The sequence below is a fragment of the Micromonospora sp. NBC_00858 genome, from assembly GCF_045207365.1.
Taxonomy (GTDB): Bacteria; Actinomycetota; Actinomycetes; order Mycobacteriales; family Micromonosporaceae; genus Micromonospora.
In genome coordinates this window covers 6368236-6390248 of the sequence record NZ_CP108828.1, presented here as the reverse complement: position 1 = coordinate 6390248, position 22013 = coordinate 6368236, and the positions used below count along the sequence as shown (strand labels likewise).

23 protein-coding genes are annotated in these 22013 nt (G+C 73.1%); 12 read left to right on the top strand and 11 right to left on the bottom strand.

The window, feature by feature from the left end; all coding sequences use genetic code 11:
• The first annotated feature begins 15 nt into the window (after positions 1 to 15).
• The gene (locus OG990_RS29890) at positions 16 to 1203 is read left to right on the top strand and encodes an ABC transporter substrate-binding protein (protein WP_406077877.1); all 1188 of its coding nucleotides are present in this window, start codon (positions 16 to 18) and stop codon (positions 1201 to 1203) included.
• 75 nt (positions 1204 to 1278) lie between these two features.
• Here OG990_RS29890 and ddaH read toward each other — a convergent pair whose 3' ends face one another.
• On the bottom strand, positions 1279 to 2112 hold the full coding sequence (ddaH, locus tag OG990_RS29885; RefSeq protein WP_406077876.1) for a dimethylargininase: 834 nt from the start codon (positions 2110 to 2112) through the stop codon (positions 1279 to 1281).
• A 59-nt stretch (positions 2113 to 2171) separates the two neighbouring features.
• On the opposite strand from ddaH, the gene OG990_RS29880 reads away from it, so the two are divergent.
• Entirely contained in the window at positions 2172 to 2630 is a 459-nt protein-coding gene (locus OG990_RS29880) for an Lrp/AsnC family transcriptional regulator (RefSeq protein WP_328421899.1), read from the top strand.
• An 84-nt stretch (positions 2631 to 2714) separates the two neighbouring features.
• Positions 2715 to 3671, top strand: a complete 957-nt coding sequence (locus tag OG990_RS29875; RefSeq protein WP_406077875.1) for a zinc-binding dehydrogenase — start codon at positions 2715 to 2717, stop codon at positions 3669 to 3671.
• Between the two features lie 7 nt (positions 3672 to 3678).
• On the opposite strand, the gene OG990_RS29870 is transcribed toward OG990_RS29875, so the two are convergent.
• The 3 genes from OG990_RS29870 to OG990_RS29860 form a co-directional block, all read right to left on the bottom strand.
• Positions 3679 to 4785 carry a T3SS (YopN, CesT) and YbjN peptide-binding chaperone 1 gene (locus tag OG990_RS29870; RefSeq protein ID WP_386986334.1) on the bottom strand — a complete coding sequence of 369 codons (1107 nt, stop codon included), beginning with the start codon at positions 4783 to 4785 and terminating at the stop codon, positions 3679 to 3681.
• A gap of 160 nt (positions 4786 to 4945) precedes the next feature.
• Positions 4946 to 5212, bottom strand: a complete 267-nt coding sequence (locus OG990_RS29865) for a DUF6457 domain-containing protein (RefSeq protein WP_406077874.1) — start codon at positions 5210 to 5212, stop codon at positions 4946 to 4948.
• Positions 5209 to 5847: a molybdenum cofactor guanylyltransferase gene (locus OG990_RS29860; RefSeq protein WP_406077873.1), complete on the bottom strand. Its 639-nt coding sequence runs from the start codon at positions 5845 to 5847 to the stop codon at positions 5209 to 5211. Before OG990_RS29860 ends, OG990_RS29865 begins: the two co-directional genes overlap by 4 nt.
• Positions 5848 to 6072: 225 nt before the next feature.
• On the opposite strand from OG990_RS29860, the gene fdhD reads away from it, so the two are divergent.
• Positions 6073 to 6939 carry a formate dehydrogenase accessory sulfurtransferase FdhD gene (gene fdhD / locus OG990_RS29855; RefSeq protein ID WP_406081940.1) on the top strand — a complete coding sequence of 289 codons (867 nt, stop codon included), beginning with the start codon at positions 6073 to 6075 and terminating at the stop codon, positions 6937 to 6939.
• Between the two features lie 13 nt (positions 6940 to 6952).
• Here fdhD and OG990_RS29850 read toward each other — a convergent pair whose 3' ends face one another.
• The 4 genes from OG990_RS29850 to OG990_RS29835 all read right to left on the bottom strand — a co-directional run bounded on the left by OG990_RS29850 (position 6953) and on the right by OG990_RS29835 (position 9528).
• Positions 6953 to 7660, bottom strand: a complete 708-nt coding sequence (locus OG990_RS29850; RefSeq protein WP_406077872.1) for a GAP family protein — start codon at positions 7658 to 7660, stop codon at positions 6953 to 6955.
• Between the two features lie 104 nt (positions 7661 to 7764).
• Complete coding sequence (locus OG990_RS29845; RefSeq protein ID WP_328421913.1) at positions 7765 to 8163, bottom strand: hypothetical protein; 399 nt, start codon at positions 8161 to 8163, stop codon at positions 7765 to 7767.
• Positions 8160 to 8411 (bottom strand): hypothetical protein, encoded by a 252-nt coding sequence (locus OG990_RS29840; RefSeq protein WP_328421915.1) that lies wholly within the window; start codon positions 8409 to 8411, stop codon positions 8160 to 8162. Before OG990_RS29840 ends, OG990_RS29845 begins: the two co-directional genes overlap by 4 nt.
• Before the next feature lie 70 nt (positions 8412 to 8481).
• Positions 8482 to 9528: a DUF4192 domain-containing protein gene (locus tag OG990_RS29835; protein WP_406077871.1), complete on the bottom strand. Its 1047-nt coding sequence runs from the start codon at positions 9526 to 9528 to the stop codon at positions 8482 to 8484.
• Positions 9529 to 9722: 194 nt separating this feature from the next.
• Here OG990_RS29835 and OG990_RS29830 point away from each other — a divergent pair, with 194 nt between their 5' ends.
• From OG990_RS29830 to OG990_RS29810, 5 genes are all read left to right on the top strand, one after another.
• Positions 9723 to 10634 (top strand): fructosamine kinase family protein, encoded by a 912-nt coding sequence (locus tag OG990_RS29830; RefSeq protein ID WP_406077870.1) that lies wholly within the window; start codon positions 9723 to 9725, stop codon positions 10632 to 10634.
• Positions 10631 to 11644, top strand: a complete 1014-nt coding sequence (gene moaA / locus OG990_RS29825; protein ID WP_406077869.1) for a GTP 3',8-cyclase MoaA — start codon at positions 10631 to 10633, stop codon at positions 11642 to 11644. The genes OG990_RS29830 and moaA overlap by 4 nt, the downstream gene beginning before the upstream one ends.
• Positions 11645 to 11647: 3 nt before the next feature.
• A complete protein-coding gene (locus OG990_RS29820) occupies positions 11648 to 11902 on the top strand; it encodes a MoaD/ThiS family protein (RefSeq protein WP_355601214.1) in 255 nt (84 codons plus the stop codon).
• Between the two features lie 13 nt (positions 11903 to 11915).
• Complete coding sequence (locus OG990_RS29815) at positions 11916 to 13160, top strand: metallophosphoesterase (RefSeq protein WP_406081938.1); 1245 nt, start codon at positions 11916 to 11918, stop codon at positions 13158 to 13160.
• Positions 13161 to 13221: 61 nt separating this feature from the next.
• On the top strand, positions 13222 to 16407 hold the full coding sequence (locus OG990_RS29810; protein WP_406077868.1) for a UvrD-helicase domain-containing protein: 3186 nt from the start codon (positions 13222 to 13224) through the stop codon (positions 16405 to 16407).
• 224 nt (positions 16408 to 16631) lie between these two features.
• On the opposite strand, the gene OG990_RS29805 is transcribed toward OG990_RS29810, so the two are convergent.
• Entirely contained in the window at positions 16632 to 17285 is a 654-nt protein-coding gene (locus tag OG990_RS29805; RefSeq protein WP_406077867.1) for a prepilin peptidase, read from the bottom strand.
• A 10-nt stretch (positions 17286 to 17295) separates the two neighbouring features.
• Positions 17296 to 18300, bottom strand: coding sequence for an EamA family transporter (locus OG990_RS29800; protein ID WP_406077866.1), 1005 nt, complete (start codon positions 18298 to 18300; stop codon positions 17296 to 17298).
• A 298-nt stretch (positions 18301 to 18598) separates the two neighbouring features.
• On the opposite strand from OG990_RS29800, the gene OG990_RS29795 reads away from it, so the two are divergent.
• The 3 genes from OG990_RS29795 (at position 18599) to OG990_RS29785 (ending at position 21398) form a co-directional block, all read left to right on the top strand.
• Positions 18599 to 19192: a hypothetical protein gene (locus OG990_RS29795; RefSeq protein ID WP_386986303.1), complete on the top strand. Its 594-nt coding sequence runs from the start codon at positions 18599 to 18601 to the stop codon at positions 19190 to 19192.
• Between the two features lie 377 nt (positions 19193 to 19569).
• The gene (locus OG990_RS29790) at positions 19570 to 20022 is read left to right on the top strand and encodes a hypothetical protein (RefSeq protein WP_406081937.1); all 453 of its coding nucleotides are present in this window, start codon (positions 19570 to 19572) and stop codon (positions 20020 to 20022) included.
• Between the two features lie 134 nt (positions 20023 to 20156).
• On the top strand, positions 20157 to 21398 hold the full coding sequence (locus OG990_RS29785; RefSeq protein WP_328421931.1) for an ATP-binding protein: 1242 nt from the start codon (positions 20157 to 20159) through the stop codon (positions 21396 to 21398).
• A gap of 33 nt (positions 21399 to 21431) precedes the next feature.
• Here the strand turns inward: OG990_RS29785 and OG990_RS29780 are convergent, their stop codons facing one another.
• Positions 21432 to 21980: an N-acetyltransferase gene (locus OG990_RS29780; protein ID WP_355601202.1), complete on the bottom strand. Its 549-nt coding sequence runs from the start codon at positions 21978 to 21980 to the stop codon at positions 21432 to 21434.
• Between the last annotated feature and the right edge of the window lie 33 nt (positions 21981 to 22013).

Here is a 22013-nt window from a genome sequence, read left to right as displayed (position 1 = left end):
CCTGGAAGGAACTCGGTGTCGCAGATGAATCGCAGGCGGGCGCTCCAACTGTTGGCCGCGCTCGGTACGACCGGATTCGCCGCCGGGTGCGGCTCCGACAGCGAGGCCGACCCGACCGCCAACCTGAGCCCGGTCAAGATCGGTCTGGTCACGCCGCAGTCCGGCGGGTTCAAGAGCATCGGCGACGACATCACCAACGGCTTCCAACTCTTCCTCGACCTGCACGACCAGCGGCTCGGCGGGCACCCCGTGAGCCTGCTGACCGCCGACGAGGGCGATGACGCGAAGAGCGGCAAGGCAGCCGTCGACGACCTGCTCAAGCAGGGCGTGCTGGCGCTCACCGGGGTGGTCAACTCGTCGGTGATGGTCGCCATCCGGGACACCGTGGAGCAGGCCCGGGTCCCGCTGATCGGCTCCAACGCCTCACCGAGCAGCCTGCAGAGCGTCTTCTACATCTGGCGGACCTCCTACGTGCTGGACGAGGCCGGCCGGGCGCTGGGCCGATACCTTCGTGACAAGCTGCCGGCGAACGGCCGCGTCGCGATCATCATGCCGGAGAACGTCGGCAGCTCGGACGTGGTGCGGGGCTTCCGGCAGGAGTTCGGCGCCACCGACCCGCGGATCGCCGACCCGGTGACCTACACCAACGGCACGCCCAACCCGGGGAAGTCCACCTACGTCGCGGACATCAACAAGGCGCTGGCCAAGAAGCCGACCGCGGTCTTCTGCTTCTTCGCCGGTGCGGCGGCGGTGGAGTTCATCAAGCAGTTGCGCGAGGAGTACTCCGGACCGGTCTACGCACCCGGCTTCCTCACCGAGGGCACCGTGCTGGAGAGCCTGAAGAACGACGGGCTGGGCATCCAGACCGCCCTGAACTACTCGGCCGACCTCAACAACACGTCCAACCGGGTCTTCGCCTCGTCCTACCGCAAGAAGTACCAGGTCACGCCGACCACCTACGCCATGGCGTCGTACGACGCGGCGCAGGTGCTCGACCAGGCGATCCGGCTGACCGGCGGGAAACCCAACTCGCAGCAGGTCAACCTGGCACTGGGCAAGATCGGCCAGATTGACAGCCCACGCGGCATCTGGCAGTTCAACCAGCCGCGTACCCCGCAGCAGAAGTGGTACCTGCGCGAGGTGCAGCGCGACGGTCAGGTCATGTCGAACGTGCTGATCAACGAGCTGGCCACGCTGGGCTGACCGCCCACCGAGCGCGATCAGGGGCCGATCTCCCGGGCGGGAGGTCGGCCCCTGACGTACGCGACGTTGTTCGGATCAGTGCCGCAGTTCGGCGATGCAGCACTTCACGCTGCCGCCGCCCTTCTTCAGCTCGGCCAACTCGACCGGGACCGGGTTGTAGCCAGCGGCCTTGAGCTTGCCGGCCAGCCGGGTGGCCTCGCTGTTGAGCACCACGTTCGCGCCGTCGCTGACCAGGTTGAGCCCGAACGTCATGGCGTCTTCGTCGTCGGCGATCACCGCGTCCGGGAAGAGCTGGGTGAGCACCCGCTGGCTGGCCGCGGAGAACGCGCCGGGGAAGTAGACGACGTTCGAGTCGTCGATGGCGGCGAGTGCCACGTCCAGGTGGTAGAAGCGGGGATCGACCAGGCGCAGCGACACCACCGGCCGGCCCAGCGCCTCCTGCGCCTCGGCATGCGCCGGCAACTCGGTGCGGAAGCCGTGCCCGGCCAGGATGAGCCCCCCGTGCGCCTCCGGCACGTACGCGAAGTCACCCTCGCCCTCGTTGGTCTCACTCGGGGCGATGAAGCGCCAGCCCTGTGACTCGTGGAAGGCACGGTGCGCGGCGGCCTCGGCGGCCCGCTGCTCGTGCTTGAACCGCGCGCCGTACACGCTGCCGTCCACCATGAAGGCACCGTTGGCGGCGTAAACCATGTCGGGCAGGCCCCGCTCGGGGGCGAGCAGGTGCACCTCGTGGCCGAGGGCGACCAGCGTCTCGCGCAGCCGGTCCCACTGCTTGACGGCCAACTCCCGGTCGACCGGGGTGGTCACGTCCATCCACGGATTGATGGCGTACTCGACCGCGAAGTGCTCGGGCGAGCACAAGAGATATGTCCGCTTTCGCGGGACTCGCTGCTGGTTCACGGTCACCAAGAGTAGGTACCGTTGAACTTTGGTAACAGCCACAACCATTGCTTCCCAGAGGCGGAACGTTGCAGATAGACGCGGTAGACCAGCGGATCATTGCGTTGCTCGTCGCCGACGCCCGTGCGTCGTACGCCGACATCGGCACCCGGGTGTCACTCTCTGCCCCGGCGGTCAAGCGCCGCGTCGACCGGCTACGCGCCACCGGCGTGATCAGGGGATTCACGGCCGTGGTTGATCCGGCCGCCGTCGGGTGGACCACCGAGGCGTTCGTCGAGCTGTTCTGCGCCGGCCGGACCACCCCGGCGCAGATCGGCGTGGCCGCCCGCCGACACCCGGAGGTGGTCGGCGCGTACACCGTCTCCGGCGAGGCGGACGCGCTCGTGCATCTGCGCGCCGCCGACATCGCCCACCTGGAGGCCGCGCTGGAGCGGCTGCGCGCCGAGTCGTTCGTGACCTCCACCCGGAGCACCATCGTGCTCTCCCGGCTGGTCGAATCCCCCGGCGTCGGTCCCTCCAGCCGTTGACCTTGACCTCAAGCCCGGTTGAGGAGTTGAGATGGTCGTGGCGTGTGGGCACCACGCCCACCCACCACGGCCGAGGAGGATGTCATGCGGGCAGTCTGGTTACGTGAGTTCGGCGGGCCGGAAGCGCTGGTACCCGGCCCGGCACCCGACCCGACACCCGGCCCCGGCCAGGTGCTGATCGACGTCGCGCACGCGAACATCACCTTCATCGAGACCCAGCTGCGCTCCGGCCGCCCCGGGCCGTTCCGGGTCACGCCACCGCTGATCCCCGGCAACGGTGTCGGCGGGGTGATCGCCGCCGTCGGGCCGGACGTCGACCCGGCACTGACCGGGCGGCGGGTGGTCAGCGCCACCGGCGGCTCCGGCGGATACGCCGAACGCGCGGCGGTGGACGCGTCCGCCCTCTTCGAGGTGCCGGCCGGACTGGCGCTGGACGCCGCGGTGGCGCTGCTGGCCGACGGACGTACCGCCACCATGCTGGTTGACGCGGTCGGCGTCCGCCCCGGCGACCGGGTGCTGGTGGAGGCGGCAGCGGGCGGCGTGGGCAGCCTCCTGGTGCAGCTCGCAGCCCGGGCCGGCGCGCGGGTGATCGGTGTGGCCGGTGGGCCGGGCAAGGTGGACCTGCTGCCCGGGCTGGGTGCCGAACTGTCGGTCGACTACCGCGTGCCGGGCTGGGCCGACCGGATCCGGGACGCGGTGGGCGGGGTCGACGTGGTGCTCGACGGAGTGGGTGGGGCGGTCGCCCGGACGGCGTTCGAGCTGCTGACCCCGGGTGGCCGCATGGTCAGCTTCGGGTTGGCCAGCGGCGAGTGGTCCCCGGTGTCGGCGGAGGACGCCACGGCCCGGCAGATCACGCTGGTCCGGCCGGACGTGCCGCCCGCGCGGATGCGGGCGTACACCGATCAGGCGCTGGCGGACGCGGCGGCCGGCCGGCTGCGACCGCTGATCGGCCAGCGCTTCCCGCTGGAGCGTGCCGCCGACGCGCACGCCGCCATCGAGTCCCGCGCGACAGTCGGCAAGACCCTGCTGGACGTCTCCTGAACCGCGCTCAGAGGTACATGCCGGTACGGTGCTCGGACTCGTCGCGGCGGACCGGCTTGTCGCCCTCGCTGAAGAACCGCTTGCCGCCGAACTCGCCGTGCAGCCGGTCGTCCAACTCGTCGGCGAGCCCGGTCATCACCTGCACCGCCAGCATGAGGTGGGTCGCCTGGAAGTTGCGGCCGAAGACCGGGATGGACGCCCAGACCGTGTCGTCGGCGCAGTAGAGGCGGCCGATCGGCATCCGGTTGGTCAGCTCGGAGAGCCTCACGTAGAGCCGCTCGGTCGGCTCGACCTCGGTGAGCACCGGGGAGAGGACGTCCACCAGGGGCGGGTTGTCCCGCACCCGGACGAAGACCATCGCCGAACCGGCGCGGATGTTGATGTCCCCGTCCGAGTCGACCTGCAACCGGTCGCTGTCGGACTTCAACATGGTGGAGACCACGGTGCGGACCCGATCGGCCAGGTCGAGCACGTCGTCCCGCTCGACCTGCGAGGCAGCCGCCTCGGCCAGCGCCTCCTCCAGGTCCCCCTCGACGTCGGCGTCCGGGCCGAACTCGCTGCGCGCGGTGCCCAGCGGCTCCACGGCCAGTGGCTCGCCCTCGGCGTCATGCACGATGTAGACGAGGAACGCCGGGTGCGGGGCACCGTAGACGTCGCGCAGCGTCCGGGCGAGCAGCGCGGCGATCCGGGCCGCCTCCGCCGTCGTACCGTCCAGCCCGAAGGAACCGCCGGAGCCGGCCACCACCCCGGGCGGGGACCAGCCGAGCGCGATCATGTCCGCCACCGCGGCGCGGTCCAGCCGGTAGCCCGGCGGCAGGGTGGCGTTGCCGACCGCCCGGGCGGAGAACGAGCCGTCGCCGTCCACGTCGACACTGATCGAGTAGACGGCGTCCCCGGTCCCGGAGGCGGTGGGGTCCAGGGTCAGCTCAAGGTGCGCGTCGGCGGGCAACTCCCGCAGTCGTACGGCGAGCGCGCGGGCGAACTCCCGCCACGCCTCGGTCACCTTGGCCCGCAGGTCTGTGGTGCTGGGCTCGTCGAGCAGGATCGACTCCGCCGGCTCGGCTGTACCGCCGGGCAGCTCACCGTCCGGCGCCGAGGGGTGGTCAGCCGTCATGATCGCCTCCGTCCGTCACGATCACCCTACCCACGTCGCCTGACGGCCCGATCAGCCCGGACCGGGATCGGACAACGGCATCGCGCGGCAGTGCTTTCGCCCCCGAACGGCGGCCCGGCCGGGGTGCGGAGAAGCACCTGCTCCGGCTGCCGCCCGAAGGTCAGGACGCTGTCGGATCGGCAGGGTCGGCGCCCAACTCGACCGGCCAACTGCCCGCCAGTGCGCTGAGCCGGGCCGCGGCGTCCGCCGGGTCGGCGCCCCGGCCCACCGCCAGCCCGAGCAGGTACGCGGAAACCGGTGCCCCCGGCCTCAGCACCTGGTGGGCGACGTCGCGAGCCAGATCCAGCACCGCCGGCACGGGCACCTGGGCCGGGTCCAGGTCCAACTCGGCGCAGGCCGCCGTGACCCAGTCGTCCATCACCGTCATCGCGCCCACTCCTCCGCCCGGCGTACGTCCTCGTCAGTGTCGCAGTCGAACCAGGGCGGCGGGCCCTCGCCGGACCAGGGCACCTCCCGGATGACGAGGTCGGCCAGCAGCGCCCGGACGGGAGCCCCGGCCAGAGTGCCGCCCCGCTCGGCCGCCAGCCGGTCCAGCCCGGCCCGCAGCGCGGCGACCCGCCACACCCCGCAGAGCGACTGCCGCCGCCCTTCCGCGTCGACGAAGCACGCCCCATCAGGCAGGCTGGCGTCGGGTTCCTGGGCGGGAGCGCTGGTGCCGCCTGCCGGGGCGAGGTGGGTCAGCAGCTCGCCTATCGCGGCGCGGGTGAGGAGCGGCAGGTCGGCGGCGAGCAGCGCGACAAGTGTCGTACCGGAGTCGAGCAGCGCCAGCCCGGCCGCCGTCGCGGCGACCGGTCCCCCGCCGGGCGGATCCTCCCGGGTGACCCGCACCCCGTCCGGGACGGCGTCGGCCGGGCCGACCAGTACCCGCGGCGCGGCATCGGCAACGGCGGCCAGCACCCGGTCACGCATCGGCCGGCCGCCGACCGGGAGCGCGGGCTTGTCCACCCCGCCCATCCGCCGGGCGGCCCCACCCGCGAGCACCACGGCGGCGTACGTCCCCACCCGGCCACGGTAGCCGTGCCGACGCCGGTCCGGTGGCCGGTGCCGGCTGCCCGAGCCCGGTGGCCGGTGCCGCTGCCCGGTGCCCCGTGGCCGGTGGCCGGTGGCGGCGATCTTCTCCTGCAGGCGCAGGATGCCGTGCAGCAGCGCCTCCGACGCCCGATGCCGAATGCCCGGTGGTGGCCGGTGGCCGTGCGGGCGTACCGGCGCGGGGTGCAGGATGGCGGGATGGGACGGGCGACTGACCGACGGGGCGTACTCCGGATCGACCTGGACGCGGTGGCCGACGGGCGTGGGTCCGTCCGCCGACCGGACAGCCTGGCCGTGGAGGAGCCGCTGGAGATCCGGGTCGGCGCGGCCGGTCCCGGCCGGCGACGGCCGCTCGCGGTCACCATGCGCACGCCCGGGGACGACCTGGACCTGGCCATCGGGTTCCTGCTGACCGAGGGGCTGATCCGGTCGACCGACGACGTGCTCACCGCGCAGCTCTGCGCCGGCGCGGAGACGCCGAACACGTACAACGTGGTGGACGTGGTGCTCGCCCCCGGCGTGCCGGAACCGACCACCGACCCGTCCCGCAACTTCTACACAACCAGCTCCTGTGGGGTCTGCGGTAAGGCCAGCATCGACGCCGTCCGCACCCGCTCGCTGTTCCCGGTCGCGGCCGATCCGCTCACCGTGCCGGCCGCCCTCCTCGCCGAACTGCCCGACCAGTTGCGCGCCGCCCAACGCGGCTTCGACCGGACCGGCGGGCTGCACGCGGCGGGACTGTTCACCGCCGCCGGAGAGCTGGTGGTGCTCCGGGAGGACGTGGGCCGACACAACGCCGTGGACAAGGTGATCGGCTGGGCGGTGCGGGACCGCCGGCTGCCGCTGGCCGGGCACCTGCTGCTGGTCTCCGGCCGGGCCAGCTTCGAGCTGACCCAGAAGGCGTGGATGGCCGGGCTGCCGCTGCTGGCCGCGGTCTCCGCCCCGAGCACCCTCGCGGCGGAACTGGCCGACGAGGCCGGGATGACACTGGTCGGGTTCCTGCGCGGCCGGACCATGAACGTCTACGCCGGCGCGCACCGGATCACGGTGGAGCAGCCGGCCTGACGCGGGCGGATCGTCAGCGGTTGAGCAGGTCGAACAGCTCCAGCCGGGCTGCGGCGTCGCGGGCGATCAGGAACCCGACGATGCCGAGGAGCCAGCCCAGCGCGCTGCCCGCCTTCGTGATGATCCAGGCGTTCAGCCGGGCCAGCACCGGCTCGACCAACGCCGGGCGGGCCACCCTGGCGAGCAGCAACAGCACCGCCGGCAACACCATGACCAGGCAGTATCCGGCGAGCAGGGCCACCACGGTCGCCGTGCGGACCCCCGAGGTGGCCAACAGGCCCACCGCGCCGAGGTACGGGAGCATGGTCGCCACCTCGGCCAGCGCGGCGAGCAGCGCGAGCCCGGCCAACCAGCGAGCGGAGGAGTCCCCCGCAGTGGCCCGGTCCCGCCAGCGCAGCACGCCGCCGGTACGCGTGCGCCGTTTGCCGTCGTAGCGGAAGCTGAGCGCGAGAAGCGCCACGCCCAGGACGAGTTGCGCCCAGAGCACGCCGCGGTTGTCCGTGGCCCCGCCCAGCACGTCCGCCAACCTGCTGCCACCCCACACGAGCAGCAGCCCGACCGCGAGGTAGAAGGCGGCGATCGTCCCGAGATAGGTCAGGATCCGCCGGACGCTGACCGGCCCAGGCGCGAGCAGCAACCAGACCGGGATGAAGAGGGTGCCGATGCTGGTGCTGTCCACCAACGCCAGGCCGGCCAGCGACAGCAGCAACGCGACGGTCATGTCGTACCGGTACGGAGTTCGGACACGAGATCATTGTCCGGTGGTGGCTGCTCCGCCGAGTCGGCCGTGGACAGGAGAGACGCGTACATCGTTCGACGGACGCGTCAGTCAAGTTCAAGAATGCTCCACGTGGCCGGCAGTACCTTCGCCGCCTCCTTGGGCTGCGCGGTCGCGTAGTGCGCCCGGTAGGTGAGCGCCGCACGGGCGGCGTGGCCGAGCGAGATGTCGCCGTCGACGGCGCGGGCCAGCATGCCCGTGGCTCGGACGTCGTCGGCGTCGAGTGGCAGCAGGCGGACCACCGGGGCGGTCATCAGCAGGGCCAGCAGCGCGGCGCCGACCTCGTCGGCAGTGCCCGCGTACGCGGCCGCCAGGCAGGCAGCGGGGACGGCCACCTGCCGTCCCTCGTCGGCGACCTCCGCCATCAACTCACCCACCGAAACGTTGCCCTCGGCGTAGGCGGTCAACGCGGACGCGTCCAACACAGCCGCGATCCGATCACTCATCCGGCGTCACCCAGCATCCGCCGCCCCTCAGCCAGGGCGTCCGCCGGGATGGGCGTCGCCAGCCGCCCCCGCCATCGCGCCTTGCCCGCCTCGGTGACCTCGATACCGGCTCGCCGCAGCACCTCGTCGAGGTGCGCGCCGGCCATCTGGGCCCGGACCGCCGCGGTGATCGCGGCCGAGACGTTGGGCTGCCGGTCGAGCCAGTCGGCGACATCGTCGGGGAGACTGACGGAACGCTTCGCGGTCATGTCAACAAGCCTAGCGAAACTGGTAGCACCGGCGGTGCTACCGGCCGGGGTGGGCGCTGGGCGTTGCCGGTCAGCGGCGGCCACGTCGGCCCCGCTTGCGGGGACGGACCACGCCAGGCAGGCCGACCGACGGCCAGCCGTCCAGCTCCGAAGGGGGCACGCCGCGTCGGAGCAGGTCGTCCAGGAGCAGGGCCAGCGAGTAGTCGGGGTGCAGGCTCAACGCACGCTCCAGCGCGACCGCGGCCAGTGCCCCCTGCCCCGCCCGCCAGGCGGCGAACGCCAGCAGCGCGCCAGGCGCGGCGGTCAACTCCGGATCCGCCCGGCGGAGCACATCGGTCCAGAGGGCGATGTCCCGGTCCCGACCGTCGGTGCGTTCCCAGGCGTGGTCGCGGATCGGCAGGTGGGTCAGCAGCAGGCTCAGCCAGGCCACCTCGTCGTCGTCGAGCCGCTCGCCGCGCCGCTGCCGGCGCTGCGCCTCGCGGACCGCCGCCACCCCGGCGGAGCGCAGCGCCCGGCCGCCGAGCAAATCGCTGGCAGGCGCCTGCTCGACCAGCTCGGTCAGTCGCCGCTCGGCCCGGACGGTGGCCGCCCGCAGCGCGTCCCGAGCCGGGCCGTCCACCGGCGACACCTGTGCCGCAAGGGCGGCCCGGTCGGGGAGCGCGACCTGGCCAGCGAAGACCGCCGAGGCGGTCACCGGGTTGGCCGCCGGGTCGTAGCGCCGGCCCTCGGGCGGGCAGCAGTCGGCCTCGGCGCAGAGGTAGGACCACCAGCGACCATCGGTCACCCGCAGCGCGTCGAGCACGTCCAACCCGGCGCCGGTCAGGGCGGCGCGCACCGCGTCCACGCTCGGCGTCACCCGGTCGGGCGGCCCGTAGCCGACCACGGTCGCCGCCTCCGCGCCCTGCCGGTGGATCACCCCGGCCAGGTGCTGGGCCCGCTCGACCGGGTCGGCCGACGGATCGGGCAGGTCGGCGCGGGCGGCGAAGATGATCTGCCGTCCACGCAGCGCCACCGCGACCACACTGTCGGCGGGGTGGAAGCCGAGCAGGTACGGCACGGCGGCGAGCAGGTCGGCGGGTGAGCGGACGGCGAGCCGGGGGCGTTCGGTCGAGGTCATGCCGGGAGCCTGCGACGCGGTGGTACGGCTTCGCCGCCCCTGTGGACGACACGCGAGTTATCCACAGTCACTCACCGTGTTGTCCCTGCTCACCGCGTACCAAGACGTACTCGGAAGCGACCTGTGGCGCCGGGAACCGAGCCGATGTGTTCGGGCGGCACCGATGTGTCGTGGGGAGCGGTTACCGTGCGCTGATGGATCTGGCGTACCTGCGCGCGCACCCAGCACATCTGCCGACGTTCCTGACCCACCAGCGGATCCGGGAGACGCCGGTCGCCGGTGGGGACATCTGCGCCGCCGCCCGGCTCACCCTGGACGACGGTCACTCGGTCTTCGCCAAGTCCTGGCCGGAGCGGGCCGGCCGGCCGGCACCGGAGGGCTTCTTCGACGCCGAGGCGGCCGGGTTGCGCTGGCTGCGGGAGACCGGCACGGTCGCCGTACCCGAGGTGATCGTGGCGTTGCCCGACCTGCTGGCGCTCGACTGGGTGGAGCCCGGCGAGCCGACGCCGGAGGCGGCCGAGCGCTTCGGCCGGGAGTTGGCCGGCCTGCACCGGGCCGGCGCACCAACCTTCGGTGCGACCTGGCCCGGTTTCATCGGGGCTCTCCCGCAGGACAACACCCCCGACGACGGCCCCTGGTCGACATGGTTCGCCGAACGACGACTCGTCCCCTACCTGCGGCAATCGGTCGACGAAGGCGCACTGAGCAGCGCTGACGCCGAGCTGGTCGAGCAGGTGATCGGTCGGGTCGGCGAGTTTGGCGGGGACGAGCCACCGGCCCGCATCCACGGCGACCTGTGGCCGGGCAACGTGCTGTGGGGCCACGACCGGGCATGGTTGGTCGACCCGGCGGCGCACGGCGGCCACCGGGAGACCGACCTCGCCCAGCTGGCGCTCTTCGGCGGCCTCCCGCACCTGGACCGGGTGCTGGCCGCCTATCGGGAGAGCTGGCCGTTGACCGAGGGCTGGCGGGCACGACTGCCGCTGCATCAGCTGCACCTGCTGCTCGTGCACACCGCGCTCTTCGGCGGCGGTTACCGGGACGCGGTCATCCAGAACGCCCGTGCCGCCCTCGGCCGGCCCGAGCGCGCTACGGTCGACAGGTGAGCGTCGCCCCGCGGACCGACGGCGTCCTCGTCGACCGGTACGGCCGCGTCGCCCGGGACCTGCGCGTGTCCCTCACCGACAAGTGCAATCTGCGCTGCACCTACTGCATGCCGGCCGAGGGTCTGCCCTGGCTGGCGGGCCCTGAGCTGCTCACCGACGAGGAGATCGTCCGTCTGGTCCGGGTGGCGGTCGAGCGGCTCGACGTGACCGAGGTGCGGTTCACCGGCGGCGAGCCGCTGATCCGGCCCGGGCTGCTCGACATCGTGGCCGCGGTCGCCGCGCTGGAGCCGCGCCCGCGGATCTCGCTCACCACCAACGGCATCGGCCTGGATCGGCTCGCCCCGGCGCTGCGCACTGCCGGCCTCGATCGGGTCAACGTCTCGCTGGACACTCTGGACCCGGCCCGGTTCACCCAACTCACCCGCCGTCCCCGGTTGGACGCGGTGCTCGCCGGGCTGGCCGGGGCCGCAGCCGCCGGGCTCGCCCCCGTGAAGATCAATTCTGTGCTGATGCGCGGCGTCAACGACGGCGACGCACCGGCTCTGCTCCGCTTCGCCTTGGACCACGGCTACCAACTGCGGATCATCGAGCAGATGCCACTGGACGCCCAGCACGGTTGGGACCGCAACTCGATGGTCACCGCCGAGGAGATCCTGACGTCCCTGCGTACCCACTTCGACCTCAGCCCTGACCCGACCGAACGCGGCGCGGCACCGGCGGAGACCTGGCTGGTCAACGGTGGCCCGGCCCGGGTCGGGGTGATCGCCAGCGTCACCCGACCCTTCTGCGGCGACTGCGACCGCACCCGGCTGACCGCCGACGGCCAGGTCCGCGCCTGCCTCTTCGCCACCGAGGAGTCCGACCTGCGTGCCGCGCTGCGCGGCGGGGCGGAGGACGACGAGCTGGCGCGACGCTGGCGCACCGCCATGTGGGGCAAGCGCGCCGGGCACGGCATCGACGACCCCACCTTCCTCCAGCCGACCCGCCCGATGTCGGCGATCGGCGGCTGACTCGTGGACCCGACGCCGCTGACCATCCGCTATTTCGCGGGCGCGCGCGCCGCCGCCGGCCGCGCCGAGGAGGTCACCCCCGCCGGCCGGTCACTCGACGACCTCACCGTCGAGCTGGCCCAGCGGCACGGCGACCAACTCGCCGCCGTACTGCGGGTGGCGAGTTTCCTCGTGGACGGTGTGACCTGTCATGATCGTCAGGCACCCCTGCCGGGCGGGGCCACGATCGATGTCCTGCCCCCGTTCGCGGGCGGCTGATGGAGGCGCACAGATAATGGCGGTTGTGGGTTTCGTAGCCGTCCTGGCGCTGATCACCGGTCTCATCCATCTCTACCTGTGGAAGCGGCTGGTTCAGGACACCACCACGCCGGGCCGCTGGCGGCGGATCGGCGGGATGGCCGCCCTGGTCCTGGCGCTGCTCGTGCCGATCACCCTCGCCGGGACCCAGGCCGGGCTCTACTGGCTGGCCTGGCCGGGCTACCTCTGGCTCGCGCTGATGTTCTACCTGCTGGTCCTGCTCGTCGTGCTGGAAGTGCCGATGCTGGTCACCCGGCTGGTGCTGCGCCGCCGGGTGATCGCCGCCGAGCCGACCACCGCCGCGCCCGAGCCGGTCCTGGTCGGGGCCGCCGGGCCGACCGAGCCGCCGGCCGCCGGCGCCGTCGCGGCACCGGACCACGACCCGGCCCGCCGGCTGCTGCTGGCCCGCGGGGCCGCCATCTTCGCCGGCCTCACCGCCACCGGCCTCACGGGGTACGGGGTACGCACCGCACTCGGCCCGCCCCAGCTGGACCGGGTGCGGATTCCGCTCGCAAAGCTCCCGCGCAGCATGGACGGCCTGCGCATCGCGACCGTCTCCGACATCCACCTCGGCCCGCTGCGCGGCCGTGCGCACACCGAGCGGATCGTCGCCGCGATCAACCGGCTCGACGCCGACCTGGTGGCGGTCGTCGGTGACCTGGTCGACGGCTCGGTCGCCGAGTTGGGCTCGGCCGCCGCGCCGCTGCGCGACCTGCGCTCCCGCTACGGCAGCTTCTTCGTCACCGGCAACCACGAGTACTACTCGGGGGTGGAGGAGTGGGTCCAGGAGGTGGACCGGCTCGGCCTGCGGGTGCTGCAGAACAAGCGGCAGGAGATCCAGGCCCGGGGCGGCGTGCTCGATCTGGCCGGCGTGAACGACCTGTCCGGTACGGGCACCGGCCTCGCCGCCGGGCCGGACTTCGCCGCCGCGCTCGGTGACCGTGACACGAGCCGGCCGGTGATCCTGCTCGCGCACCAGCCGTTGGCGGCGGTCGAGGCGGCCACGTACGGCGTCGACCTGCAACTGTCCGGGCACACCCACGGCGGGCAGATGGTGCCGTTCAACCTGGCCGTCCGACTCGAACAGCCGGTGGTCAGCGGGCTGGGCGAGGTCGACGGCACCAAGGTCTACGTGACCAACGGCGCCGGTTTCTGGGGTCCGCCGGTCCGGGTCGGGGCCGAACCGCAGATCACCCTGGTCGAGCTGCGCTCGGCATAGCGGACGTCACGTCCGCGCGTGGCGGCAGGCGGCCGGCGCAGCGGGCGTGACAGGATGCGGCGTGCCCCCGTTCAGCGCCGTACCCCCCGGTGGCCTACCGCCATTCGTCGCGGACCTGCACATCCACTCGAAGTACTCGCGCGCGTGCAGCCGCGACCTCACCCTGCCGAACCTCGCCTGGTGGGCCCGGCGTAAGGGCATCGCCCTGCTCGGCACCGGAGACTTCACCCACCCCGCCTGGTACGACCACCTGCGGGAGACACTGCGCCCGGCCGAACCGGGGCTCTACCGGCTCGACCCGGAGGCGGAACGGGACATCGCCCGCCGACTGCCGCCTCGACTCGCCAGCACGGCGGAGGCGAACCCGGTCCGGTTCATGCTGAGCGTGGAGATCTCCACCATCTACAAGCGGGACGACCGGACCCGCAAGGTGCATCATCTGATCTACCTGCCCGACCTGGATGCGGTGGCCCGGTTCAACGCCGCGCTCGGCCGGATCGGCAACCTCGGCTCCGACGGTCGGCCGATCCTCGGCCTGGACTCCCGGGACCTGCTGGAGATCACCCTCGAGGCGAGCCCGGACGGCTACCTGGTCCCGGCGCACATCTGGACGCCGTGGTTCTCCGCGCTGGGCTCGAAGTCCGGCTTCGACGCGATCGCCGACTGCTACGCCGACCTGGCCGAGCACATCTTCGCCGTGGAGACCGGCCTCTCCTCCGACCCGGCGATGAACTGGCGGGTCGGCAGCCTCGACCGCTACCAGTTGGTCTCCAACTCGGACGCGCACTCCCCGCCGGCCCTGGGCCGCGAGGCGACCGTGCTGACCGCCGAGCGGGACTACTTCGCCGTCCGGGAGGCGCTGCGGACCGGCGACGGTCTGGCCGGCACCATCGAGTTCTTCCCGGAGGAGGGCAAGTACCACGCGGACGGGCACCGGCTGTGCGGGGTCACCTGGTCCCCGGAGCGGACCAGGGCCGCCGGCGGACGCTGCCCCGAGTGTGGCAAGCCGCTCACCGTAGGCGTCCTCAGCCGGGTCGAGGAGTTGGCCGACCGCGCGGAGGGGCACCGGCCGGCGCACGCTCGGGAGGTCACCCACCTGGTGCAGTTGGCCGAGATCCTCGGCGAGATCAACAAGGTGGGCGCCCGGTCGAAGAAGGTCGAGGGACGGCTCAACGAGTTGCTCGCCGCGCTCGGCCCCGAGCTGGAGATCCTGACCACGACACCGTTGACCGACATCGCGCAGGCCGGCGGTGAGCTGCTCGCGGAGGGCATCGGGCGGCTGCGGCGCGGCGACGTGCGCCGGGTGCCGGGCTACGACGGCGAGTACGGAGTGATCACCCTCTTCGACCCGGCGGAGCTGAGTGTCCGTGCCGACACAGCTCAGGAGACGCTGTTCGACGTACCGGTGCCGGCGCAGCGGCGACCCGCGGAGCCGGCGGCGAAGGTGAAGCGCCCTGCGGCGACGAAGGCGGAGCCGAAGCGCAAGACCGCCCCAGCACCCGCCCCGCCGATCGCGTCACCGCCGTCACCGCACGAGCCGTTCGAGCCGATGCTCGCGGGCATGGAGGAGGTCGGCACCGGCCTGCTGGACCGGCTGGACGCGATGCAGCGGGTGGCCGCCTCCGCGCCCGGCGGCCCGCTGCTCATCGTGGCCGGCCCGGGCACCGGCAAGACCCGGACGCTGACCCACCGGATCGCGTACCTCTGCGCGGAGCTGAACGTCTTTCCCGAGCACTGCCTGGCCATCACCTTCACCCGCCGGGCCGCCGAGGAGCTGCGGCACCGCCTCGACGGTCTGCTCGGCCCGGTCGCCGAGGACGTCACCGTGGGCACCTTCCACGCGCTGGGGCTGACCATCCTGCGCGAGAACGCCGACGCGGCGGGCCTGCCGGCGGCCTTCCGGATCGCCGACGACGCCGAGCGGGCGGCGGCCCGGTCGGAGGCCGGCGACGACCCCGCGAGCTACATCGCACTGCTGCGCAAGCAGGACCTCGTCGACCTGGACGAGCTGGTGAGCCTGCCGGTGGAGCTGCTACGGGCCGACCGGGAGCTGGTCGGGCGGTACCGGGACCGCTGGCGGTGGATCTTCGTCGACGAGTACCAGGACGTTGACGCCGTGCAGTACGAGCTGCTGCGGCTGCTCAGCCCCGCCGACGGCAACCTCTGCGCGATCGGCGACCCGGACCAGGCGATCTACTCGTTCCGGGGCGCCGACGTCGGCTACTTCCTGCGCTTCTCCCAGGACTTCACCGACGCCCGGTTGGTCCGGCTCAACCGCAACTACCGCTCCTCGGCACCGATCCTGGCCGCTGCGGTGCAGGCCATCGCGCCGTCCTCGCTGGTCCGTGGCCGACGGCTGGACCCGGCCCGGCTCGACCCGGAGGCGCCACTGGTCGGCCGCTACCCCGCGGCGTCCGTCGCCGAGGAGGCCGACTTCGTGGTCCGTACCGTCGACGATCTGGTCGGCGGGCTGTCCCACCGGTCGCTGGACTCGGGTCGGATCGACGGTCGGTCGACCTCCCTGTCGTTCTCCGACATCGCCGTGCTGTACCGCACCGACGCGCAGGCCGCGCCGATCGTGGACGCGCTGACCCGGGCCAACATTCCGGTACAGAAGCGCTCACACGACCGGCTGCGGGACCGGCCCGGGGTGGCGGCCATCGCCCGCGAGCTGCGGCACGCCGACGGATTGGCGGGCTCGTTGGCCGCCCGGGTCCGGCTGGCCGGCCAGGTCGTGGCGGAGCGGTTCGCCGTGCCCACCCTGGACGGCGCCGTCGCGGGCCGTCCCGAGGACGTCCGCTCCGCGGTGGACCTGCTGACCCCGCTGGCCCGACGCTGCGGCGACGACCTGGAGACGTTCCTGTCACAGCTGGCCACCGGCGCGGAGGTCGACGCGCTCGACCCGCGCGCGGAGGCGGTCACGCTGCTCACCCTGCACGCCGCGAAGGGCCTGGAGTTCCCGGTGGTCTTCCTGGTCGGCGCCGAGGACGGGCTGCTGCCGCTGCGCTGGCCGGGCTCGACGCCCGACGAGGACGCGGTGGCCGAGGAGCGCAGGCTCTTCTTCGTCGGCCTGACCCGGGCCCAGGACCGCCTGTACGTCAGTCACGCCGCCCGCCGCACCCGGCACGGCGCGGAACGCGACTGCGCTCCGTCACCGTTCCTCGGCGTCATCGACCCCGGCTTGTTCGAGCGGTTCGGCGAGACCGAGCCCCGTCGTCCCAAGGACCGTCAGCTCCGCCTCATCTGACAATCCCCGCTCCCCTTTCCCGACTGCCAGCGACAACCGGCCGGGTAGGAACGGAGCGATGAGCGTGATACCTCAGAGTCATATTTATACCTCTGAGGTATCGCGCTTCTTCATGCGAGCGCCGGCAACGGCGTCACCCACAGTGAGATCGGCGGGCCGGGCTGCGCGCGGGCCAGCGGCGAGCCGGCGCAGGCTGGCGGGACCGTCAGCGGTCGGTCGGCGGGTCAGCCGAGGAGGACTGCGAGCCAGGCGCCCGCGAGCAGGGCTGGCCCGAGTGGCAGCAGGGTGTCCCGGCGCACCCGCCGGGCGACGAGCAGGCCGAGCACCAGGCCGCCGTGCAGCAGGTGTGGCAGGAGCAGGCCGGCCAGCAGTGCGTCTCGGCCGAGCCAGCCGAGCGGCAGGCCGAGGACGGAGGCGAGCTTCACGTCTCCGAAGCCCAACCGTGAGCCGGGCAGCAGGGCGAGCACTAGGTGCGCCGCGCCGGCGGCCGCCGCACCAGCCAGCGCGCCGAGCAGCCGGCCGGGGGTGCCGGCGAGCAGCGCCGTACCGGTCAGGCCGCCGAGGGCCAGCACTCCGGCGGCGAGGACCAGCGGGTCGGGCAGCCGCAGGCAGGTCAGGTCGATCCCGGCGAGCACCAGTCCCACGGCCGCCACCGCGAGGAAGACCGGTAGCGCCGGGTCGTCACCCCGTGCCACGGCGAGCCCTGCGAACACCACGGCCGCCACCACCGGGCTGAGCCACGCCCACCCGCCGGGCCGCGGCTCAAGACCGGCCCTCGTCAGCTCCGGCGGGGTGGTGAAGCGCCGGGCCAGCGAGGGTACGGCGAGGCCAACCAGCGCGCCGACCAGCGCGACCGGCACCAGCGCTGCGGCCGACATGGGCCGGACGTTACCGGCGGTCGCCCACCCGTACCGCCCCCGATCGCGGTGCTGCGCCCGACCGGCGGGGACGTTCGGTGGTCACCACCAGGGCCACCCCGGCGACGATGACCGCACCGCCGAGCAGCACCTGCGGAGTGATCGGCTCGGCCACCAGTAGCGCGCCGAGCGCCACCGCGACCGCCGGGTTGACGTAGGCGTACGTCGAGACCAGCGAGAGGGGCGCGTTGTGCAGCAGCCAGACGTACGCGGTGAAGGCCACCAGCGAGCCCGCCACCATGAGGTAGGCCAGCGCGAGCCAGGACCGGGTGCTGACCTCTGCCGGGTGGAAGTCGCGCAGCTCGCCCCGGCCGGCGGCGACCACGGCCAGCACCAGTGCGCCAGCGATCATCTCGTACACCGTGGCGACGAACGGGTCGGCGGGCATCCGGATCCGTCCGGACAGGAATGATCCGATCGACCAGGAGGTGGCCGCCGCGACCACGGTCAACGCCCCGACCAGCGGCACCGCGTCCGCGCTTCCGGCGGGCAGCACCAGCAGGACCAGACCGACGAAGCCCAGGGTGACCCCGGCGAACGTCCAGATCGGGGGGCGGTCCCCGGTGGCGGAGCGCAGCAGCACCACCAGCAGCGGCACGGTAGCCACCAGCAGTGCGGCGATCCCGGACGGTACCGCCACTCCCGGCGGCCCGGACTCGGCGAGCACCACCAGGCCGTTGCCACCGGCGAGCAGGAGCACTCCGACCAGCGCGGCGGAGCCTAGTTGCCGGCGGTCTACCCGCAGCGCGCCCGGTCCTCGGCGCAGTCGCAGCACCGCCGCCAGCACCAGGCCGGCGGCGGCGAACCGCAGCGCGGCCGACGTCAGCGGGGGCAGCGACTCCACGGCGATCCGGATGCCGAGATAGGTGGAGCCCCAGAGTAGGTAGACCACGATCAACGCGGTCCAGATGAGGGTCGGTGCGGCGTCGGTGCGACGGCCGGCCAGGCCGGCGGCACTCGGTGGAGATGAGGTCATCGGTGGACCACGCTACGGTGACCTCGGAGTCGGCGTCTTGCTTTGGTGGCCGGCCTCACCACTCGTGCAGGAGGGCGGCATGACGAACTACGGACCACCGGGTGGCGGCGTCCCGGGACCGTGGCGTGGGCAACGACCCGACGAGACATCGGGGCGGCCCGTTCAGCAGCCCTACCCGCCTGCACAGCAGCCGTACCCGCCGGTGCCCGAGACCTACCCGCCGTCGGTTCAGGCCTACCCTCCGGGAGTCCAGGGACGGCCCGGGTCATATGGCGACGGGTCCTACGGCGGTGCACCGGTGGGGCCGTACGGCGGTGGTCCTGGCAGCTCCTACGGTGGTGGGTCCTACCGGCCGACGCAGGCGGCCCCGGCGTACGGCGGGGAGCCGTACCGGCCCAACGGCCCGTACGGCGGAGATCCCTCGCCGACCCCGGGCAGGCGCGGTCGAGGTCCGCTGATCGCGGTGCTGGCCATCGTGCTGCTGCTGGTGGTGGCCGGCGGCGGTGCGTTCTGGTTCCTCAGCGGACCGGACGATCCGGCCCCGTCGACCGCACCGACCGGCTCGGCCGTCGCCGCGGAGCCCAGCGCGGACGCCACCGCACCGGCTGAGCCGGCACCGAGCGCCGCAGCGCCGGAGTCGTCGGCCGACCCGCGGTTCGTCAAGGTCGGCCAGTGCGTCCGTAACGATGGTGCGGCTGGTGGCAAGCCCAAGCTGCTGATCAGCGGCTGCGCCCCGAAGTCGTACGAGGTGCTGCACCGGATCGACGGCGCGACCAATGGTGAGCCGGACGCCGAGGCCAAGTGCGCCAAGGTCGAGGGCTACACCAACTGGTACTTCTTCGACAGCGAGCTGGACACCCTCGACTTCGTCCTCTGCCTGAAGCAGCGCTGAGACCACCCACCCCTGGGGATGACATGACGACCTACGGACCATCGGGTTCCGAGCAGCCGGACGACCCGTACCAACGCCCGGCGACCGGCCCCGACGGCTCGCCACCGATTGACCCGACCCGGCCGCAGTGGGGCCCGCCACCGGCCGGCGCGGAGCCGCCAACCGCGCCCATGTGGGGTCCGCCGCCGGCCTCGGGTCCGGGTTACCCGCCGCCCGCCGGTCCGGGCTGGGCGCCACCGCCCAGCTCCGGTGCGGGCTACCCGCCGCCCAGCTCCGGCGCCGGATACCCACCGCCACCCGGGCCGTTCCCGCCGGCCGGGCCGACACCGGGCCAGCCGGCGGCGCCGTGGGGCCAGCCGGCACCCGGTGGGTACGGGATGCCGCCCGCCGCGCCAGCGAAGAAGACCGGCGGGAAGGTCGCCCTGATCATCGCGCTGGTGGTGCTGCTCCTGCTCTGCCCGTGCCTCGGCCTGGCCGGTTGGGCGGTCTGGAAGGCCGCCGACGCCGACAGCAACGCCGCGCCCGCACCGTCGGCGACCGCGCGGGCCGTACCGCCGGCCCTGCCCAGCGACGCGCCGACGCCGGCAGCGCCGAGCCCAAGCGAGGTGGAGTTCGCCAAGGGCGACTGCGTGGTCAACGAAGGCACCGAGGACGACGCGGAGCTGCGCAAGGTGGCGTGCGGCCCGAACACCTACCAGGTGCTGCTGCGGATTCCGGCGACGAGCGACGGCGACCGGTGCGAGACGCTCGCGCCGCAGGCCACCGCGAACTACGTGCACGACAACTCGGTCGACCTGTTCGACTACGTGCTCTGCCTGAAGAAGCGGTAGCCGGTAGCCAAAACTAGGGCTGTCTAGCGTGGACGCTAGACAGCCCTAGTTTCTTGTCGACGACCCCGACACGCCGGTAGCCCCATCTATCCATGTCTAGCCTCGCCGCTAGATGGCCCGATACTGTGCGATGCGTGGATCCGGTCCGCAACCCGTACGCACCGGGCGCCGGCCAGCGCCCGCCCGAACTCGCCGGGCGGGGGCGAGAGCTGGACGTCTTCGACATCGTGCTGGAGCGCATCGCCCGGGGCCGCCCCGAACGCAGCCTCATGCTCACCGGGCTGCGCGGCGTCGGCAAGACCGTCCTGCTCAACACCCTCCGCTCGCAGGCAATCAACCGACTGTGGGGCAGCGGCAAGATCGAGGCACGGCCGGACCAGTCGCTGCGCCGCCCGGTTGCCGCCGCGCTGCACATGGCGGTCCGGGAGCTCGCCCCCCGACACCGCGCGCCCGACCGGATCGACGCCTTCCTCGGGGTCCTCAAGGCGTTCGCCCAGCGGTCCGCCCCGACCGGCCGTGCCGGTGCCGCCCCGAAGCTTCGCGACCGGTGGCAGCCCGGGATCGACGTGCCAGCGGCCAGCGGTCGAGCCGACTCCGGCGACATCGAGATCGACCTGGTCGAGCTGCTCACTGACGCCGCCGCCGTGGCCAGCGACGTGGGCACCGGCATCGCCGTCTTCATCGACGAGATGCAGGACCTCGGCCCGGAGGACGTGTCGGCGCTCTGCGCCGCCTGCCACGAGCTGTCCCAGCTCGGCGCGCCACTGATCGTCGTCGGCGCCGGCCTGCCGCACCTGCCAGCCGTGCTCAGTGCCGCGAAGTCGTACTCCGAGCGGCTGTTCCGCTACCAGCGCATCGACCGGCTCGACCGGATCGCCGCCGACCAGGCGCTCTGCGCGCCGGCCGAGCGCGAGGAGGTGGAGTACGAGCAGAAGGCGCTCGACCTGCTCTACGAGAAGTCCGGCGGCTACCCCTACTTCGTCCAGGCGTACGGGAAGGCGACCTGGGACCATGCTCCGCGCTCGCCGATCACGGCGGCCGACGTCCGGGTCGCCGCACCGGAAGCGGAAGCCGAGCTGGCGGTCGGCTTCTTCGGCTCCCGGTTCGAGCGGGCCACCCCCGCCGAGCGTGAGTACATGCGGGCGATGGCCACGCTGTCTCTGGTGGAGGGCGAGTCCGGGGGCGTGGTCCGCGACGACATGGACGCCGCGGTACCCACCGCCGAGATCGCCCGGGCCCTCGGCCGCAAGCCGGCCAGCCTCTCCCCGGCTCGGGACGCGCTGATCAAGAAGGGGCTGATCTACTCCGGTGAGCGGGGCACGGTGGCCTTCACCGTCCCGCACTTCGGCCGGTACCTGCGCACCCAGCCGGTCTGACCCGGCCCCCTGGGAATCGCGAGGCCGGCGCCGTCAGACCTGCGACCAGGGCGCCGGAAAGATCACCTCGCCGCGCGGTGGTGGCCCCTCCTCGCTGGTGGACGGCGGCAACACGAGCGCCTGCCAGGGCTCACCCAGACCGGCCCACGGGCTGGTCAGCCCCAGCTCGCTGGCCGCGACGAAGCCGAACCGGCGGTAGAAGGCCGGGTCACCGAGGACCACGACCAGGCGCTCGCCCAGCTCGGTGGCAGCGTCGAGAGCGGCCTGCACCACCGCCGTGCCGTGCCCGACCCGCTGTCGGTGCGGCGCGACGGCCACCGGGCCGAGCGCCAGGGCTGGGGCGTCGGCGCCCCGATCCGGTCGGACCCGCACCCGGCTGAGCAGGGCGTACCCGACCACCTCGCCGCCGTACTCGGCGACCATGGCCAGCTCCGGCAGCCAGGCCGCAGTGCCCCGCAGCTCGTCGACCAGGCCCACCTCCGGCGGGGTCGCCACGTCCGGCCGGGCGAACGCGGCAGCCAGCGCCCGACGCACCGGGCCGGCGTCGGCCGGATCCTCGGGTCGTAGCCGCAGCGTGGTCACCCGCGCGACGTTACCCGTCACGGCCGGTCCATC